The sequence below is a fragment of the Azospirillum sp. 11R-A genome (assembly GCF_049472615.1).
In the GTDB taxonomy this organism is placed as follows: Bacteria; Pseudomonadota; Alphaproteobacteria; order Azospirillales; family Azospirillaceae; genus Azospirillum; species Azospirillum palustre.
Genome location: NZ_JBCEBL010000002.1, coordinates 119,934 through 137,585, shown reverse-complemented (window position 1 = coordinate 137,585; position 17,652 = coordinate 119,934). Strand labels below are relative to the sequence as shown.

The 17,652-nt window shown below is 69.4% G+C and carries 14 protein-coding genes; 7 read left to right on the top strand and 7 right to left on the bottom strand.

The features are described 5' to 3' along the window. Window positions 1-6 precede the first annotated feature (6 nt). The gene (locus VH569_RS04270; protein ID WP_423314274.1) at window positions 7-2,037 is read right to left on the bottom strand and encodes a hypothetical protein; all 2,031 of its coding nucleotides are present in this window, start codon (window positions 2,035-2,037) and stop codon (window positions 7-9) included. A gap of 401 nt (window positions 2,038-2,438) precedes the next feature. Between VH569_RS04270 and VH569_RS04265 the strand changes: the two genes are divergently transcribed. Then, window positions 2,439-3,227 carry a DUF1194 domain-containing protein gene (locus VH569_RS04265; protein ID WP_423314273.1) on the top strand — a complete coding sequence of 263 codons (789 nt, stop codon included), beginning with the start codon at window positions 2,439-2,441 and terminating at the stop codon, window positions 3,225-3,227. An 11-nt stretch (window positions 3,228-3,238) separates the two neighbouring features. Here the strand turns inward: VH569_RS04265 and VH569_RS04260 are convergent, their stop codons facing one another. Continuing rightward, a complete protein-coding gene (locus VH569_RS04260) occupies window positions 3,239-3,427 on the bottom strand; it encodes a hypothetical protein (protein ID WP_247879558.1) in 189 nt (62 codons plus the stop codon). A gap of 267 nt (window positions 3,428-3,694) precedes the next feature. Here VH569_RS04260 and VH569_RS04255 point away from each other — a divergent pair, with 267 nt between their 5' ends. The 3 genes from VH569_RS04255 (at window position 3,695) to eat (ending at window position 7,354) form a co-directional block, all read left to right on the top strand. Next, complete coding sequence (locus VH569_RS04255; protein WP_423314272.1) at window positions 3,695-5,086, top strand: ethanolamine ammonia-lyase subunit EutB; 1,392 nt, start codon at window positions 3,695-3,697, stop codon at window positions 5,084-5,086. Next, entirely contained in the window at window positions 5,086-5,877 is a 792-nt protein-coding gene (eutC, locus tag VH569_RS04250) for an ethanolamine ammonia-lyase subunit EutC (RefSeq protein WP_423314271.1), read from the top strand. Before VH569_RS04255 ends, eutC begins: the two co-directional genes overlap by 1 nt. Window positions 5,878-5,941: 64 nt before the next feature. Next, entirely contained in the window at window positions 5,942-7,354 is a 1,413-nt protein-coding gene (gene eat, locus VH569_RS04245; protein WP_423314270.1) for an ethanolamine permease, read from the top strand. An 87-nt stretch (window positions 7,355-7,441) separates the two neighbouring features. Here eat and VH569_RS04240 read toward each other — a convergent pair whose 3' ends face one another. The 3 genes from VH569_RS04240 to VH569_RS04230 all read right to left on the bottom strand — a co-directional run bounded on the left by VH569_RS04240 (window position 7,442) and on the right by VH569_RS04230 (window position 12,009). Next, window positions 7,442-8,668, bottom strand: coding sequence for a polyhydroxyalkanoate depolymerase (locus VH569_RS04240; protein WP_423314269.1), 1,227 nt, complete (start codon window positions 8,666-8,668; stop codon window positions 7,442-7,444). A gap of 252 nt (window positions 8,669-8,920) precedes the next feature. Next, complete coding sequence (locus VH569_RS04235; RefSeq protein ID WP_423314268.1) at window positions 8,921-9,730, bottom strand: endonuclease/exonuclease/phosphatase family protein; 810 nt, start codon at window positions 9,728-9,730, stop codon at window positions 8,921-8,923. Continuing rightward, window positions 9,727-12,009 (bottom strand): VTT domain-containing protein, encoded by a 2,283-nt coding sequence (locus VH569_RS04230; protein WP_423314267.1) that lies wholly within the window; start codon window positions 12,007-12,009, stop codon window positions 9,727-9,729. Before VH569_RS04230 ends, VH569_RS04235 begins: the two co-directional genes overlap by 4 nt. Before the next feature lie 249 nt (window positions 12,010-12,258). On the opposite strand from VH569_RS04230, the gene VH569_RS04225 reads away from it, so the two are divergent. Further along, window positions 12,259-12,642, top strand: coding sequence for a NifB/NifX family molybdenum-iron cluster-binding protein (locus tag VH569_RS04225; protein WP_423314266.1), 384 nt, complete (start codon window positions 12,259-12,261; stop codon window positions 12,640-12,642). Window positions 12,643-12,686: 44 nt separating this feature from the next. Here VH569_RS04225 and VH569_RS04220 read toward each other — a convergent pair whose 3' ends face one another. Continuing rightward, complete coding sequence (locus VH569_RS04220) at window positions 12,687-13,400, bottom strand: sensor histidine kinase (RefSeq protein ID WP_098736200.1); 714 nt, start codon at window positions 13,398-13,400, stop codon at window positions 12,687-12,689. 246 nt (window positions 13,401-13,646) lie between these two features. Here VH569_RS04220 and VH569_RS04215 point away from each other — a divergent pair, with 246 nt between their 5' ends. Together VH569_RS04215 and VH569_RS04210 are read left to right on the top strand one after the other, a co-directional pair. After that, a complete protein-coding gene (locus tag VH569_RS04215; protein ID WP_423314265.1) occupies window positions 13,647-14,708 on the top strand; it encodes an esterase-like activity of phytase family protein in 1,062 nt (353 codons plus the stop codon). A gap of 105 nt (window positions 14,709-14,813) precedes the next feature. Then, a complete protein-coding gene (locus VH569_RS04210; RefSeq protein WP_423314264.1) occupies window positions 14,814-15,716 on the top strand; it encodes a DMT family transporter in 903 nt (300 codons plus the stop codon). 12 nt (window positions 15,717-15,728) lie between these two features. Here the strand turns inward: VH569_RS04210 and VH569_RS04205 are convergent, their stop codons facing one another. After that, window positions 15,729-17,534 (bottom strand): sensor histidine kinase, encoded by a 1,806-nt coding sequence (locus VH569_RS04205; RefSeq protein ID WP_423314263.1) that lies wholly within the window; start codon window positions 17,532-17,534, stop codon window positions 15,729-15,731. Between the last annotated feature and the right edge of the window lie 118 nt (window positions 17,535-17,652).

The following is a 17,652-nucleotide window of genomic DNA, read 5'->3' as shown; positions in this document are numbered from 1 at the left end:
TGCGGCTCAGTGCGACGCCGTCTGGACCTGCCAGGCACGGAAAGCGAGGTTCGCCGAATCCTGGTCGGGCCGCTTGTAGGAGGCGAAGCGGCGGTCGCGGATGCGGCCGCGCGCCTCCTTCCACACGGCGTTCCAGTCGATGGCGCCGTCGGCCAGCAGCCGCTCCTCCATGATGCCCAGCAGAGCCTCGTTGACCGTCGACACGCCGATGTTCTGGGTCGCCAGAACCAGCGCGTCGGGGGCGCGTTCCAAGGTCGAGCGCAGGCGCGTGTGTCCGCCGCAGGAGCCCCAGAAGACCAGCGCCGTGCCCGGCGCGATCTCCGTCATGGTGGCGTCTTCGTGATAGCTGTGGCCGCGATGGATGACGATGGACGGGGTCAGCCCCTCGCGCGCCATCCAGTCCCAGGCGGCGGCGCGGCCGGCATCGCCGGCACCGGGGATGTCGGCGACGATGATGATGCGGCGCCCGTGGCGTTCCGGACTGATGGCGACGGCGAAGCCGGACTGGGCGTGCAGCGCCCAACCCTGCGCGCGGTGCTGGCGCAGGAAGCCGCGGAAGGACGCCCGGCCGTCGGGATCGTCGTAGAAGGTCATCCGCTGCACATTGATGCCGTTGCGGAACAGGCGCTCTCCGCTCAGGACCGGCAGGGCGGCCAGCGGGTGGTGCTGGGGGAAGCGTTCCGCCTCGAAGGCGGGGGTGGCCATCCGGCCCGACAGCCGTGCCGCGTGCAGGCTGCCCGCCAACCCGATCATGCTCCGGGCCGGCGTGTCGCCGGTCCCGCCCCGGGCCGGCGTGTCGCCGGTCCCGCCCCGGGCCGGCGTGTCGCCGGTCCCGTTCCGTACGGAAACTTCCTGAAGGCCGGTCTTTGCCGGCGTGTCGCCAGCGGCGCGGTAGCGGGCGGCCAGCTCGTCCTCGAGCGCGGCGCGGATGGGAGGGCTGTCGAGATCCATGGCGTCGGCCAGGGCGCCGATCACGACCGCGGTGTCGATCGCCGGCGGCTTCCCGTCGACCGGCAGCAGAGCCCGCAGGCTCTCGCGCATCAGGTCCCGTGCGATGGCCGGGTTGGTGCCGAACAGGCTCGCCGCCCGTCCGCCGCCGACCGTCGCGACGAAGAACTCCGCCCACAATGGCCGCGTCCGCTCCTCGCGCGCGAGGTCGAGGAAACTGCGCTTCTCCAGCTTCACCTGGATCCGCAGGATGTTGACCAGCCCGTCGAGCGAGGAGGTGTAGAGCTGCGGCCCGATCCGTGCGATCAGCCCGAGCAGATCCTCCGACGACATCGCCATCGTGATGCGGAAGCGGTCGGCCGGCGGATCGTCGACCATGTCGTCGAGCAGCGCGCCGATCTTCGGCGCCATCCCCGCCGGATCGCGCGCCAGCGAGGCCGCCAATGCCTTGGCCGCATGAATTTCCAGCGCCCGGAGATCCGTCTTCGGCAGGCGTTTGCGCAGCTCGTGCCGTGTCTCGTAGAAGGGCATGCCGCCGTCCAGCGAGCGGGTCAGCAGCCCGAGGTCGAGCGCGCGGGCGATGATCTCCTCGCCGCCGGGACGGGTGCCCAGCTGGTCGGCGGCTCCGACCGCGTCGAAGGGCGCCTGCGGAACGGCGTCGCGCAGGGCGGCCAGAGCCGCGTCGCCGGGGAACAGGCTGGAGCAGCGGAACGCCTCGGCCGGCGACCGGCGGGCCAGGTCGGCGAAGGCCGCATCCCCGCCGAACAGGGCGTCGAGCACCTGCTGGCTCGCCGGCTCATGGTCGGCGCAGGCGGTCTGCCCGTCCGCCGGCCGGCTGTCGGCGGCCCGGCTGCTCATGATCCGCTCGTCGGCGGCCCTGGCTTCGGCCGCCCTGGCGGCTTTTGCCGCTTTCGCGGCGGCGGCCCTCGCCTCTGCGGTCTGCGGATCGGCGTTCAGCGTATTGGACGGCGTGGCGGGCGGTTTGGCAGCGACGGGCTGGGTCCGGCCCTGTGGTTTCGGCCGCTCGGGCGCCATCAGTTCCGCCGCATGGATGGGCTTGGGCGGCAACTCCGTCACCGGCTGTGCCATGCCCAAAGCCGGAAATCCGGTTGCGAGGACGGTGCAGACGGACAGCAGCAGCCGGCTGGTCCATCGCGACGGGGAAGCCGCAGCGGGAGCGGGGAGCGAACGACCAGGGAGCACGTCGATGGCTGCTTCGGAGATTGAACGGGGCGGGCGGCGGCGCGGGATAACACCGGCCTGACGGCGTACCCCGATAGGACTAGCGTATGCAGGCAATATCGGATTTGTCACCCGTTACCCGCACTCCGCCTGCATATTCTTGCCGCTCATGCGGTGGAGTACCCCGCACTGGCTGTCCATGGGCTTAGGAATAGCCCAGTGAAGGATGGACAGGGACCGTTCGCGTACCAATCCTCAATCCTTCGTCCGGCGCCTTGGCCGGAACGGTGGCTGGATGGAGGGTGCGTATGCGTGCATACCGTCTCTTGGCCCACTCCCTGACCCGCGCCTTCGCGCCTGCGGTCGCCCGTTTTCCGATCCTCGCCCTTTTATGCCTGCCCGCATTCATTGTTCCGGCCGCGGCGCAGACGCCGGTGGACGTAGAACTGGTCTTCGCGGTCGACGTGTCCGGCAGCGTCGATCCGGACGAGGCGAAGCTTCAGCGCAACGGCTATGTCCAGGCCCTGCTGAACCCGAAGGTGCAGGCGGCGATCCGCGGCGGACCCTTCGGCCGGATCAGCGCCACCTATGTGGAATGGGCGGGGGAAAGCCACCAGCACACCGTCGTCGGCTGGACCGAACTGAGCGATCCGGCCAGCATCGAACGCTTCGCCGCCAGCGTGGCGGAGGCGCCGATGATGACGGAGCAGTGGACCTCGATCAGCGCGGTCATCGACTACGCCATCCCGCTGTTCGGCAACAACGGGTTCGAGGGGACACGGCGGGTCATCGACATTTCGGGCGACGGCGAGAACAACCGCGGCCGTCCGGTGGAGGAGGCGCGCGACGCCGCGGTCGCCCGCGGCATCACCATCAACGGGCTGCCGATCCTGAACGACCGCCCCAACCCCTGGGGCGGGGCGGCGCCGAACGATCTGGAAGCCTATTACCGCGAGCATGTCATCGGCGGTCCCGGCGCCTTCCTGGTACCCGCCCGCGACTTCGACGCCTTCGCCGACGCCATCCTCAACAAACTGCTGCTGGAGGTGTCGGGCGTGCCGCCGACCGGGCGGGGAAAGGACTTCGTCGCCCGCTGACCGTCCAGCTGTCAGTTGACCGTCCGGTCGATGGCACGGCCGGCCTTTTCCGCCGGACCCGGCGGGTCGATGGCGTCCTTGACGCTCTGGCCGGCATTGTCGAGGGATTTGCCGGCCCGCTCGGCCGGGCCTTCCTGGTGGCAGGCGGCCACGGCGACCAGCGGCAGGACCAGGGCGGCGGCGCGCAACAGCGTCAGCATCGGAGTCTCCTTCACGTATGGCGCGCGGCGTCCGGTGACGGGCGGCGCGCTGCAGTGCGGAAGGAACGCCATGGCCGGGCTTCGGGTTCGCCGGCCTAGCCGATTTCTCCGCCGACGGCCACGCCTGGGCCGGAACGCCGCCGTTCAAGCTACTCCCCCTGATCGCGCCTTCCTCTCTCCGGCCGGCATTTTGTGTTCTACGGTCAACTGCCCTCCGCCGCACCCGTGCCACTCTTCCGTCCGTGACGAGACAGGCGGGAGGCCGGCATGGCTGGTTACCAGTGCGACCTGGGGCGGCAGCGCCACCGGTTCGACGATCTGAAGGCGGTGATGGCCTGCGCCTCGCCGCGGCGGTCGGGCGACGAGCTGGCGGGCATCGCCGCCGACAGCGACGAACGGCGGGTGGCGGCGCGCATGGTGCTGGCCGACCTGCCGCTGAAGATCTTCCTGAACGAGGTGCTGGTCCCGTACGAGACCGACGAGGTGACGCGCCTGATCATCGACCACCACGATGCGGACGCCTTCCGTCCGGTGGCGCACATGACGGTCGGGCAGTTCCGCGACTGGCTGCTGTCCTATCAGGCCGATACCGCCGCCCTGACCGCGCTGGCCCCCGGCCTGACGCCGGAGATGGTGGCGGCGGTGTCGAAGCTGATGCGCAACCACGATCTGGTCTGCGTCGCCGCCAAATGCTCGGTCGTCACCCGCTTCCGCACCACCGTCGGGCTGCCGGGGCGGCTGTCGAGCCGCTTGCAGCCCAACCACCCGACCGACGATCCGACCGGCATCGCCGCCTCGACGCTCGACGGGCTGCTCTATGGCATCGGCGACGCGGTGATCGGCATCAACCCGGCGACCGACAATGTGCCGGCCTGCATCGCACTGCTGGAGATGCTGGACGCCGTGCGCACCCGTTTCGACATCCCGGTGCAGTCCTGCGTGCTGGCCCATGTCACCACGACGATGCAGGCGATGGAGCGCGGGGCGCCGGTCGATCTGGTGTTCCAGTCCATCGCCGGCACCGAGAAGGCCAACCGCGGCTTCGGCGTCACCCTGTCCTTGCTGGCCGAGGCGCAGGAGGCCGCGAAATCGCTGAAGCGCGGCACCATCGGCGACAACGTCATGTATTTCGAGACGGGGCAGGGTTCGGCGCTGTCGGCCGATGCCCATTTCGGCGTCGACCAGCAGACGGTGGAAACCCGCGCCTATGCCGTCGCCCGCGCCTTCGACCCGCTGCTGGTCAACACGGTGGTCGGTTTCATCGGCCCCGAATATCTCTATGACGCCAAGCAGATCACCCGCGCCGGGCTGGAAGACCATTTCTGCGCCAAGCTGCTGGGCGTGCCGATGGGCTGCGACGTCTGCTACACCAACCATGCCGAAGCCGATCAGGACGACATGGACGTCCTGATGACGATGCTGGCGACGGCGGGCGTCAATTTCGTCATCGCGGTGCCCGGCGCCGACGACGTGATGCTGAATTACCAGAGCCTGTCCTACCACGACGTGCTCGGCCTGCGGCATCTGCTGAAACGCCCGCCGGCCCCGGAGTTCGAGGCGTGGCTGGAGAAGGCCGGCTGGCTCGACGAGCAACGCCGCCTGCCGCCCTGGCCCGACCAGAGCCTCGTCGTCTCCGCCCTGCTGGGGAGTGCGGCCTGATGACCGACACTCCGAAAGACAATCAAAAGGATCCGTGGGCGCGCTTTCGCAGCGCCACCCGCGCCCGCATCGCGCTCGGCCGCAGCGGCGACGCCCTGCCGACCAAGGCGCTGCTGGAGTTCCAGCTGGCCCATGCCCGTGCCCGCGACGCCGTCCACAGTGCGGTCGATTTCGACCGGCTGGCCGCCGACCTGTCGCCGCTGGAGACCATCCGCGTCCACAGCGCCGCACCCGACCGCCCGACCTATCTGCGCCGTCCGGACCTCGGCCGCCGGCTCGACCCGGCCAGTGCCGCCGGGCTGACGGCAGGAGAATGGGCGGCGGGGGAGTGGGACCTCGTCTTTGTGATCGCCGACGGGCTGTCGGCCGCCGCGGTGCAGGTCAACGCCGTCCCGCTGATCCGGGCCTGCACGGCGCGGCTGGGGCATCTGCGCATCGGGCCGGTAGTGCTGGCGGAGCAGGCGCGGGTTGCGCTGGGCGACGAGGTGGCGTCCGCCATGGGCGCCCGGCTGGTGGCGCTGCTGGTGGGCGAGCGGCCCGGCCTGTCGGCGGCGGAATCGCTGGGGGTCTATCTGACCTGGGATCCGAAGCCCGGCCGCGCCGATTCCGAACGGAACTGCATTTCCAACATCCATTCCGGCGGCCTGTCGATCCAGACGGCCGCCGACAAGCTGTGCTGGCTCGCCACCGAGGCGGCGCGGCTGAAACTGACGGGGGTCGCCCTGAAGGAGGACGCCCCGTCGCTCGCCGGTCCGGACAACGAGAAAAACCAACTGACCGACCGGTCGTGAGAGAGCGCCGCCAACGGCATCAACGCCACTGAATCCAAAGCCTTGAACAGGGGCAGGAGGCAACATGTCTGGGAACACGAAACCTGAATTGAGCAAAAGCCTGAGCGGGCTCCATCTGTGGGGCATCGCCGTCGGGCTGGTGATCTCCGGCGAATATTTCGGCTGGAGCTACGGCTGGGCGGCGGCGGGGACGTTGGGCTTCCTCGTCACCACGATCCTGATCGCGGCGATGTACACCACCTTCATCTTCAGCTTCACCGAGCTGACCACCGCCATCCCCCATGCCGGCGGTCCCTTCGCCTACAGCTACCGCGCCTTCGGGCCCAAGGGCGGCTTCGTCGCCGGCTTCGCCACCCTGATCGAGTTCGTCTTCGCCCCGCCGGCCATTGCGCTGGCCATCGGCGCCTATCTGAACGTGCAGTTTCCCGGGCTCGACCCGAAGACCGCGGCGGTCGGCGCCTACATCCTGTTCATGGGGCTGAACATCGCCGGCGTGTCCATCGCCGCCACCTTCGAGCTGTTCGTCACCATCCTGGCGATCATCGAGCTGGTGGTGTTCATGGGCGTCGTCTATCCCGGCTTCTCCTGGGCCAACTTCACCGCCAACGGCTGGGCGGGGTCGCCGAGCTTCAGCAAGGACGCTCTCGGCGGCATCTTCGCCGCGATCCCCTTCGCAATCTGGTTCTTCCTGGCCATCGAGGGGGCGGCGATGGCGGCGGAGGAGACCAAGGACCCGAAGCGCACGGTGCCGCGCGCCTATATCGGCGGCATCCTGACGCTGGTGGTGCTGGCCTTCGGCACGATGATCTTCGCCGGTGGCGTCGGCGACTGGAACGCCCTGTCCAACATCAACGACCCGCTGCCGCAGGCGATGAAGGCGGTGGTCGGTGAGTCGAGCGGCTGGCTGCACATGCTGGTGTGGATCGGCCTGTTCGGCCTGATCGCCTCCTTCCACGGCATCATCATGGGCTATTCGCGCCAGATCTTCGCGCTGTCCCGCGCCGGCTTCCTGCCGCCGGTGCTGGCCCGCCTGCACCCGACGCGCAAGACCCCGCACTGGGCGATCCTGGCCGGTGGCGTGATCGGCATCGCCGCCATCTATTCCGACGAGCTGATCCAGATCGGCGGCCAGCCGCTGACCGCCAACATCGTCACCATGTCGGTGTTCGGCGCCATCGTCATGTACATCATGAGCATGGCGGCGCTGTTCCGGCTGCGCACCACCGAACCGGCGCTGGAGCGTCCGTTCCGCGCACCCTTCTATCCGGTGTTCCCGGCGATCTCGCTGGTGCTGGCGGTGCTGGCCCTGGTGACGATGGTCTACTACAACACCCTGGTCTTCGGGCTGTTCGTGGCGCTGTTCGCTCTCGGCTACCTGTTCCACCTCGCCACCGCCGGCATGCGGGTGAAGGCCGGCGCTTCCTCCGGCCTGACCCACATGGATGCCTTCACCGAGGCGCGGACGATGGTGGACTGAGAGCCTTCAACTGGTTGACGTCAGAAAAGGGGCGCCGGTGTTCGGCGCCCCTTTTCTGTTCATCGACCGGTTTCACTGCCCCCAGCTTCACTCGCCGTCGTGGCTTTGGATGAAGCTGCGGATTTCCGGCAGGATGCTCTCGCGCCAGCGGCGGCCGTTGAAGATGCCGTAATGGCCGACGCCCTTCTGGAAATGCGTCTTGCGCATGTCGTCCGGCAGCGACGAGCACAGGCGCTGCGCCGCGATGGTCTGGCCGGGGGCGGAGATGTCGTCCAGCTCGCCTTCGACCGTCATCACCGCGGTCTTGGCGATGGCCGACGGCTCCACCTTGCGGCCGCGCGACACCATGGTGCCTTCGGGCAGGGCGTGCTTCTGGAACACCGTCTCGATGGTCTGCAGGTAGAAGTCCGCCGACAGGTCCATCACCGACAGATATTCGTCGTAGAAGCGGCGATGCTGCTCGGCCGAATCGCCGTCGCCGCGGACGAGGTGGCGGAACAGCCCGACATGCTCGTTGATGTGGCGGTCGAGGTTCATCGACATGAAGCCCGACAGCTGGATGAAGCCCGGATAGACGCGGCGGAAGGCACCCGGATAATAGACCGGGACCGTGGTGATCACGCTGCGTTCGAACCACTTCAGCGGGCGTTCCATTGCCAGCTTGACCGGCACCGTCGGGTTGGCCATCGGGTCGATGGGGCCGCCCATCAGGGTCATGCTGCGCGCCTGCACCGGCTCGTCCGCCGCCGCCATCAGCGACACCGCCGCCATCACCGGAACCGCCGGCTGGCACACAGCGATGACGTGGGTGTTGGGGCCGAGGAAGCGGATCAGCTCCGCCACCGTGTCGATGTAGTCGTCCAGATCGAAGCGCCCGGCCGACATCGGCACCAGCCGCGCGTCGATCCAGTCGGTGATGTAGACGTCATGGTCGCGCATCAGCGCTTCCACCGTGCCGCGCAGCAGCGTGGCGTGATGGCCCGACATTGGGGCGACCAGCAGCACCTTCGGCTGGCGTGGCGTGCCTTCCGGCTTGGCGAAGTTCAGCAGCTGGCAGAAGGGCGACTGCCAGACGAACCGCTCGGTGACCGGAACGGTCTGCCCGTCGACCACCGTTTCCGGCAGCCCGAAGGCGGGCTTGCCGAAGCGGCGGGTCGTCCGCTCCACCAGCTCGGCCCCGGCGGCGACCGCCCGGCCCAGCTTGGTGTAGGACAGGGGCATCAGCGGGTTCTGGAAGGTCTGCTGGGCGGCTTCGGCCCAGAAACGCATCGGCCGCATGGCAGCGTGTTGCATGTCGTACAGGTGATACAGCAAGTCGGATCCTCGCGTCACGGCTGCCCCCGGTGGGCCAGGGTCGGTCATTCCTTCGATCAGATATTGATCGTATTACCAACCATATCCTTCGTCGGGGGTCGCGTATAGGTCAAGAGCCTTTTCGCATTTGCAAAGCTCTGTTGTTAAAAGAACATTGCGGTGCACAAAAAATTATCAACCGCAACAATCCCGCTATGACCTCAGTGCGTGACTCCGTTGGTCATACTGACGTTCTGGAGCGGCCCTCGACGATCAGGGGACGGCGAGCACGGCGCGGACCGGCAGATGGTCCGATGCCCGACGGGTGAGGACGGTGCGGATCACCTCGAAAGCGGGAATTTGCAAGCCGCCGGTTACATAGATGCGGTCGAGCCGCAGGGTCGGCATGCGGGCGTGGAAGCTGCGCGGGTTGGCGACGTCGGCGAAAGAGGACGCCAGCTGGCGCAGCCGGGGGGAACTCGGCGTCCATTCATTGAGGTCGCCCATGAACAGGGTCGGCAGCTCCGGCTGGCTCTCCACCCGCGACACTATGTCGCCGACCTGCTTGGCCCGTTCCCAGGGGTCGAGGCCGAGATGGGCGACGATCACCCGCACGGGGCGGCCCTGCACTTCCACCACCGCGTCGATGCCGCCGCGCGGCTCGCGCTTGCCGACCGACAGGTCCATCGTCTCCATCGACCGCACCGGCAGGCGGGTCAGCAGGCAATTGCCGTAATGGGCGCGCTCGCTGTGCTTGGTCGGGCCGGCATAGGCTTTCAGCCCGGTGTTGCGTTCCAGGAAAGCGAACTGGTCCATCCCCGATTCGCCGCGGTGGTGCCAGCCGACCTCCTGCAGGCCGATCAGGTCGACGTCGAGGTCGCGGATCACCTGGGCGATGCGGTCGGGGGCGAAGCGGGCGTCCAGGCCGACGCAGCTGTGGATGTTCCAGGTGGCGACGCTGAGTGCGGCCATGCCGTCGGGAACGGGGAGACTGCGGCGGTCGGCACGGCGGGGGCGGCGGGAGCGGGCTGCGCGCAACGCGGCGGCGATGCGCTGGACACGGTCGCGGCTGAAACGGATCACGGTTCCAAATTCCTTTCCTTTGGCCTTGCGTCAGCCCTGTCGTCTTGCCGGCCCGGCGTGTCGCCAGCCCGATCCCGGCCGGAGCGGCCGAGAAGCCGGCTGGTCAGCCAGCCGAGCCCGATGGCCACCGCCGCCATTCCCGCCAGCAGCGCGAAGTCGGCGGCGCCGGGATTCGTTATGGTGCGCTCAAGCTGGTGCCCGAGCAGATTGAAGGCAAGGATCCCGGGTGCAAGACCGACCATGGTGCCGATCACGAAATCGCCGAATTTCAGCTTCGAGGCGCCGGCGGCGAGATTGACCACCGTGTAGGGCGCAATCGGCACGGCGCGCACGCCGGCCACCGCGGCGATGCCGCTGTCGGCCAGCTTCCCGTTGATGCGGGCGATCAGCGGGCCGCCATGGCGGTCCAGCAGGTCGCGCCCGGCGATCCGCCCGGTCCAGAACATCGCCGCCGCCGAGGCGACCGCCCCGGCCATGGCTGTGGGGAAGCCCCACCACGGCCCCATGACGATGGCGGTGGCGGCGATCATCACCGTCAGCGGGAACATGACGTAACCGCCGGCGACATAGGCCAGCATCAGCCACAGCGGTGCCAGAGGGCTGTCGCCCAGGCTGTGGAAGGCCGACATCACGGCATCCAGCGTCGCCCATTCCCGCAGTGCCGTGTACCGCCACATGCCCCACAGCCCCAGCAGCGCCAACATGCCGGCCAGCGTCAGCCAGTGGCGGGTGCGCGGGATGCGCGACGGCAGCACGCGGCGGACGATCTCCACCGCGCCGACCGGATGTTCGGGATCGAAGACGCGGGCATCGGCCACCGCGGCGGCCAGCCCGTCCGGTTCGGGGTCGTGCAGCGGCTCCAGCGTCCGGCCGACCGGCTTGCGCAGCTGGTCGATGGCCGCGGCGAGCGAGCCCAGCCGCCGGTGCGCCTCCGCCACCTCCGCCGCGGTGGAGCCCAGATGCTCGGCGATCAGGTCGTCGCGGGTGTGCAGGATGGCGCGGCGGGTGTCGGCATGCTCCGGCCCCGGCCCGGCCTCCAGCGCCAGGTCGCACTCGGTGTCGAGCCCCATGGAACGGTTGTTCAGGTTGGCCGAGCCGATGCGCAGCAGCCGGTCGTCGACCACCATCACCTTGGCATGGACGGTGATGCAGGCGCCGCCGTCGGTCAGCGCCGCGAACAGGCGGAAGCGGCCATGGCGGTCGGCCTCGCGCAACTCGCGGGTCAGCCGGGCGCGGGCGCCGAGCATGACGGTGTTCTCCAGCCAGCTGGTGGTGCGCACCGGGTTGACGACGATCACCTCCGGGCCATCGGGCTCCGCCAGCCGGGCCTTCAGCGCCTCGGCCACCGCGGTCGAGGCGAAATACTGGCTTTCCAGATAGATGACGTCGCGCGCCGCGGCGATGGCCGCCAGATAGAGCGCCTCGACCTCGCGGACCTCGTCGCGCCCGTTGCAGGCGGGGTCGGTGCGGGCGATGCCGACGCGCACGCCGCGCAGCATCGGCTCGAAGCCCGGCGGCCAGGGGTCGGCAGCCAGCGGATGGCGGCGGGCGGGCCGGCCGGGGGCCGGGGCGGGGGGCTTCAGCGTCTCGCCGGTGGCGCGCGCCCAGCGGTCGCGGAACATCTCGCCCAGCGCGCGGGCGGCGTCGCCGTCCACCGCCATCATGACGTCGTGGAACGGCTCGTAGGGCTTGCCGTCGGGCTGGCGCCGCCGCGGGTCATGGGCATGGTGGGCGCGGGTGTCCCAGCGGTTGGCGGTGATGTCCAGCCCGCCGCAGAAGGCGACCCGGTCGTCGATCACCAGCATCTTCTGGTGATGGCAGGCGCCGGTCGGGTGGTCGCTGTCCAGCCGGTATTGCAGGCGCCGGTGGGTCAGCCAGTTGCGCAGCATGAAGGGATGCGACCAGCGGGCGAGGTCGAACAGCTCGGCATAGTCCCACTTCAGCACATGGATGTGCAGGTCGGGCCGGGTGGTCGCCAGCCAGTTCAGCAGCGTGCCCAGCCGGTCGGGCCGGCGCGGCCGGCGGGTCTGCGGCATCAGGCGGATGCGGGCGTCGAAATCCCAGGCGGTCATGTAGATGCTGCGCCGGGCGCGCCGCATGGCGGCCTTGGCCAGCGCGAAGTAATCCTCCGCATCGACGATCACGCCGAGCCTTGCGGTGTCCTCAACCCGCCAGCAGGTCTGCCCCGGTTGCAGGATCGGCCGCAGCACACCGGCCGATCCGGCGATGTCGGGCGTCGATCCGGCTGACGGAAGCGGCTGGGGCGAGTGGGCGTACATGGCGTCCGATCGGGTGGCTGTCCTGGGTCATAACATGTGGGAAGGCCAATCCTTCCCCACCCTTCGCCATTTGGTGAAAGCCGATGGGAATTGCAGCCATCCAGGCCACGCCTACGCTCAAAAAATCATGATGGCCGGAGCTTTTAGGGGCGCCGGGACCCCCGATTGACCTCGCTCAGTGCGGGCGGGGTGCCGGGCATGGCAGGACTGCGCCGTCGTCGGGCACCGCCTTCGAGGGGACCGCAGAGCATGAAGATCGCCATCGGCACCAAGGATTTCACCACCATCGCCACCCATGGCGGCCGCACCCGCCGCTTCCTGGTCTATGAGGCCGACGCCGGCACCGCCCCGGTGGAGACCGGCCGGATCGAGCTGGGGGAGGAGGAGGTGCTGCACCTCTGCGGCGACGGCCGGCCCCACCCTATCGATGCGGTGCGGGTGGTGATCGCCGGATCGTCGGGCGCCGGCTTCGTCGCCCACATGAAGCGCCGCGGCATCGAACCGGTCACGACGACGGAGACCGACCCGCTGCGGGCGATCCAGGGCTGGTTCGCCGGCACGCTGGAACCGGCGGCGGAACCGGCGCATCCCCATGAGCACCATGACGGGCATGACGATGGGCACGGGCATTGACTGGATTCCCGCCTTCGCGGAAATGACGGCGACCCGAACCCCGATCAGACCGGGAAGCTGACGCTGGCCGTGGTGCCGGCGGCGTCGCTGTCGGTGGACAGCGTGTCGCCGAGCTGGCCGGCCAGCGCCTCGGCTAGCATCAGCCCGTCCTCGGCGGTGGTGTCGAAACCGGCGGGCAGGGCGCGGCCGTTGTCCTCCACCGTCAGGCGGGCGCGGCCGCTGTCGCCCTGCTGGCGCACGGTGATGCGGATCCAGCCGTCGTCAGGGAAGGCATGGTGCAAGCAGCTCGTCACCAGTTCCGCGATGATCAGGCCCAGCGGCATCGCCTCGTAAAGGCCGATCTGGATCGGGTCGGAATTGACGGTCACCGGCACGCGTGACAGGGCGCCCGGCGTGCCTTCCCGCACCGCTTCGCAGAGTGCCGTGACATAGCGGCCGAGATCGACATGGGTGCCGGCGCCGCTCTCGTGCAGCTGACGGTAGAGGATCGCCAGCGCCTCGATGCGGACCATGGTCTGTTCGTAGGCGGCGCGGGCATCGGGATCGCGGATGCGTCCGGCCTGCAGCTTCAGCAGGCTGATGACCAGTTGCAGGCTGTTCTTGGCGCGATGCTGCAACTCCCGCAGCTCGGCTTCCAACTCCTGGATGCGCGCCGTCAAACGGTCGGCCGGAGACAGGCCGGACACGCCTGACGCGATGCCATCGCCGGTCTGGTCCGGAGGAGAATAGGCGGTCTGCGACCGCGGAAGCATCGGCATGGGGACGGACTCGGCTCGATCGTCACGGGTAAGGATCGTCGAAAACATTCGTCAATCTAAGCGCTTGTCCGGCAGGCCCCACCGGTTCTGAGGGAGTAACCCGCCGCGCCTAGCCGATATGACCGGGCCGTTATGAGAGAGGTGGCGTAACGCTCACGCTGCATCCTGCCGTATGTCTGACGCCGCGACCACAAGAAAGCCAAAAGAAATATTGTATCCCTCGGTTGCACTGGCAAGAGTGGCCCGATGACGATACGCAAAAGCTTGGCCTGGAGCCTGCTGCTGGTCGCCCTGTCCGGCGGTTGCGCCGCCGTGGTCGGTGCCGGCGGCGACTCCGACCCCACCCCCGGCCCCCTCTCCGTCACCGTCACCGCCTCCGCGGTCCCGCTCGACCGCGGGCGGCCGGACAAGGTCGCGGTCGGGCCGTTGCGCTTTCTGGGCGGCCTGGACATTGCCGGGGGCGAGCGGGTCGGCGGCCTGTCCGGCCTTTGGATCGATCCGGCCGGCGACCGCTTCGTCGCCATCGGCGACACCGGGCTGGTGGTGGACGGCCGGTTGCAAACCGATGCCGAGGGCCGGCTTGCCGGCCTGTCGGAGGTCTATGCCCGTCCCTTGCCGGTCGAGGAGGGGATTTCCCATCGCAAGCGCCGCACCGATGCCGAGGATTTGACGCGGCTGCCCGACGGCGGCTGGCTGGTGTCGCTGGAGCGCGACCACCGCATCCTGCGCTACAAGGGCGGCGATGGCGGCGATCGGGGACCGGAGGGCACGCCCACGCCGATTCCGATGCCGCCGGGGATGGACAGCACGCCGGAGAATGGCGGGCTGGAGTCGCTGACCCTGCTTCCCGACGGCCGGCTGCTGACCATCGAGGAGGGCAAGGACGACGGCCATCAGGACCGCCGCGCCTGGATAACCCGCATGGGCTCGTCCAGGGACGGCGTGCCGGCGAGCGCCGCCGACTGGCAGCCCTTCACCTACCGGACAGCCCCGCGCTACCGCCCGACCTCCGTCGCTCCGCTGCCGGACGGCGGTGTGCTGGTGCTGGAACGAAGGGTGTCGCTGCTCGGCGGCTGGTCGTCGCGGCTGGTGCGGGTGGCGGCGCGCCAGTTGACCGCCGGTGCTGTGGTGGACGGCGAGGAACTCGGGCGTCTGGAGGCGCCGCTGGTGAACGACAATTTCGAAGGCATCGCCACCCGGCCGGGGCCGGCGGGGGAAACGCTGGTCTATCTGGTCTCCGACAACAATTTTAGCTCGTTCCAGCGCACCTACCTGCTGATGTTCGCCCTGCACGGTCCCTCCTCGTGACCTCCACGGCCCGACCAAAGTAGGACGTGGCCGACAGCGCTGGGCATTTGACAGGGCTGCCGCCCTGCGGCTAGCTGGGCGGGTCCGGTTGCAAGGGAAACAATCGTGGTGGCGAGCGATAAGACGGGTGCCGTTCCGGCGCCGGCGGTGCCCACGGCCGGGCGGGCGGCGCTGCTGACCCTGCTGGCGATGCTGGCCTTCGCCGCCAACTCCATCCTGTGCCGGCTGGCGCTGACCCAGACTGCCACCGACCCGGCCGGCTTCACCCTGGTGCGCATCGCCTCCGGTGCGGCGAGCCTGTGGCTGATCGCCCGGGCGACGGGACACGCGAAGGCGGGCGCCGGCAACTGGCGCGGGGCGGCGGCGCTGCTGGCCTATGCCGCCGCCTTCTCCTTCGCCTATCTGACCATGACCGCGGGGACCGGGGCGCTGCTGCTGTTCGGGGCGGTGCAGGCCACCATGATCCTGGTCGGGCTGTATCGCGGCGAACGGCTGGTGCCGCTGCAATGGGGTGGGCTGGCGCTGGCGCTCGGCGGGCTGGCCCTGCTGCTGGCGCCCGGCCTGTCGGCGCCGGACCCGCTGGGGGCGCTGCTGATGGTGGTGGCCGGGGCAGCCTGGGGGATCTATTCCCTGCTGGGACGGGCCAGCCGCGACCCCATCGCCACCACCGCCGGCAATTTTCTGCGCGCCGCACCGATGGCGGCGGTTCTGGCGCTGCTGGCGGGGCCGCTGTCCGGCGGCGGCCTGCGCTGGGACCAGGGCGGGCTGGTCTATGCGGTGCTGTCGGGGGCGCTGGCGTCGGGCGTCGGCTATTCCATCTGGTATGCGGCGTTGCCGGCCCTGACCGCCGCCCGCGCCGCCTCCGTCCAGCTGAGCGTTCCGGTCATCACCGCGCTTGTTGCGGTGCTGGCGCTGGGGGAACGGATCACGCCGGTCCTGGCGGTGTCGTCGGTCGCCGTGCTGGGCGGCATCGCCCTGGTCATCCTCGGCAAATCCCGGCGGGGGTGAGACCGCCCCGCCTCACACCGGAGCGGGCTGCGTCCGCTTCAGCGCCCGCAGGGGCTCCGACCGGTTGCGCAGCCGGGAGGGCGGAAACAGCACGGTGGCGGTGGTGCCCCGGCCCAGCACGCTCGACAGCACGAAGCGGCCGTCCTGCAACTCGACCAGCGACTTGACCAGCGGCAGCCCCAACCCGGTCCCGGCATAGCGGCGGGTGTGGGAGTTGTCGACCTGATGGAAGGGCTCCATCACATGGTCCAGTTCGATGGCGGGGATGCCGATGCCGGTGTCGCTGACCCGCAGGCGCAGGCTGCGCGCCACCCGGTCGGCCTCGACGACGATCCGCCCGCCGGGCGGGGTGAACTTCACCGCGTTGGACAGCAGGTTCAGCAGGATCTGGCGCACGGCACGGGCATCGGCATAGAGGATGGGCAGGGAGCCGGGCAGCGCCGCCGTGAGGGTCACGCCCTTTTCCACCGCCAGCGGCCCCATCTGGCGCAGGCATTCGCCGATCAGGTCGTCGACCGGCAGATCCTCCTGATGCAGCGCATATTTGCCCGACTCGATCTTGGTGGTGTCGAGGATGTCGTTGATCAGGCTCAGCAGATGCTGGCCGGACTTGCGGATGTCGCCGACATATTCGGTCTGCTTGGCCGACATCCGGCCGAAGATGCCGCTTTCCAGCGCCTCGGCGAAGCCGATGACGGCGTTCAGCGGGGTGCGCAGCTCGTGGCTCATGTTGGCCAGGAACTGGGTCTTGGCCCGGTTGGCGGCGTCGGAGACCTGCTTGGCGGCGATCAGCTCCGCCTCGATCCGGTGGCGGGCGGCGATATCCTGGATCAGCCGCTGCTGGCTGTCGCGCAGCGCCCGTTCGCTGTCCTGGAGGTCCGCCATCGCCCGTTCCCGCCGCCCCGCCTCGCGCAGCAGGGCGAGCGTCATTGCCGCCAGCACCAGCGTCCCGGCAAGATCGGCGACCGCCAGCGTCATCGCCTTCGACCACCAGGGCGCCAGCACCGCGTCGCGCGACGACGAGACGGTCACCGCCACCGGCATCTCGGCCGATGCGCGATGGCTGAGGATCCGGCGCGGCCCGTCGCCGTCGCTGTCCAGCAGTTCGGTGCCCGCCCGCGACTGCTTCAGCAGCGTGGTGAACAGCGGCAGATGGTGGGCGGAAAGGCCGATGTGGCTGTCATGGTCGGGAAAGCGGGCGATCACCGGCCCGTCGGCGTGATAGAGCGTGACCACCGCGTCGCCGGAGAGGGGAAGCGTCTGGTAGAAACTGCGGAAGGCCATCGGTTCCATCACCGCGACCGCCACGCCGGCGAAGCGGCCGTCCGGCGCCTCGAGCCGCCGGCTCATGCTGATGAACCAGGTGTTGGAGGTGCGGCCGCGCACCGGGTTGCCGACGAAGACCGCATCGGTCCCGCCGGGAACCAGCCTGTCGCGGTGCGCCATCAGGTAATCGCGGTCCGACAGGTCGATGCCGGCCGGCTCCAGGGTCTGGGTGTCGTGGATCAGCTTGCCGTCGGCCGACACCACCAGGATGGCGCGGATCAGCGGCGACAGGGTCGCCTGACGGCGCAGCAAGGCGAAGACGTCGGCGTCGCCGCGCTCCCAGGCGTCGGCGCGCACGGCCAGAACCTCGACGACTCCGGCCAGGATTTTCGCCACGCCGGACAGGCTGTCGGTGGCATGGTGCTCCAGCACCAGCGCCATCGCCGCGCTGTCCTCCCGCGCCCGGGCCAGCGTCTCGTCGCGCTGGTGCAGCAGGTCGTAACCGACCAGGGCGTTGAGGCCCAGGATCAGCGCCACACCGAATGCGCCCATTCCCCCTTTGAGACGCGAGATCAAGCGACGGCCCGCCATGTCCGGTCAAGGATCGTGCAATCCTACACCGTGCAGGGATCGGCCGGAAGTCGCCTTTTCGTGGAATTAAGAGGTCGTC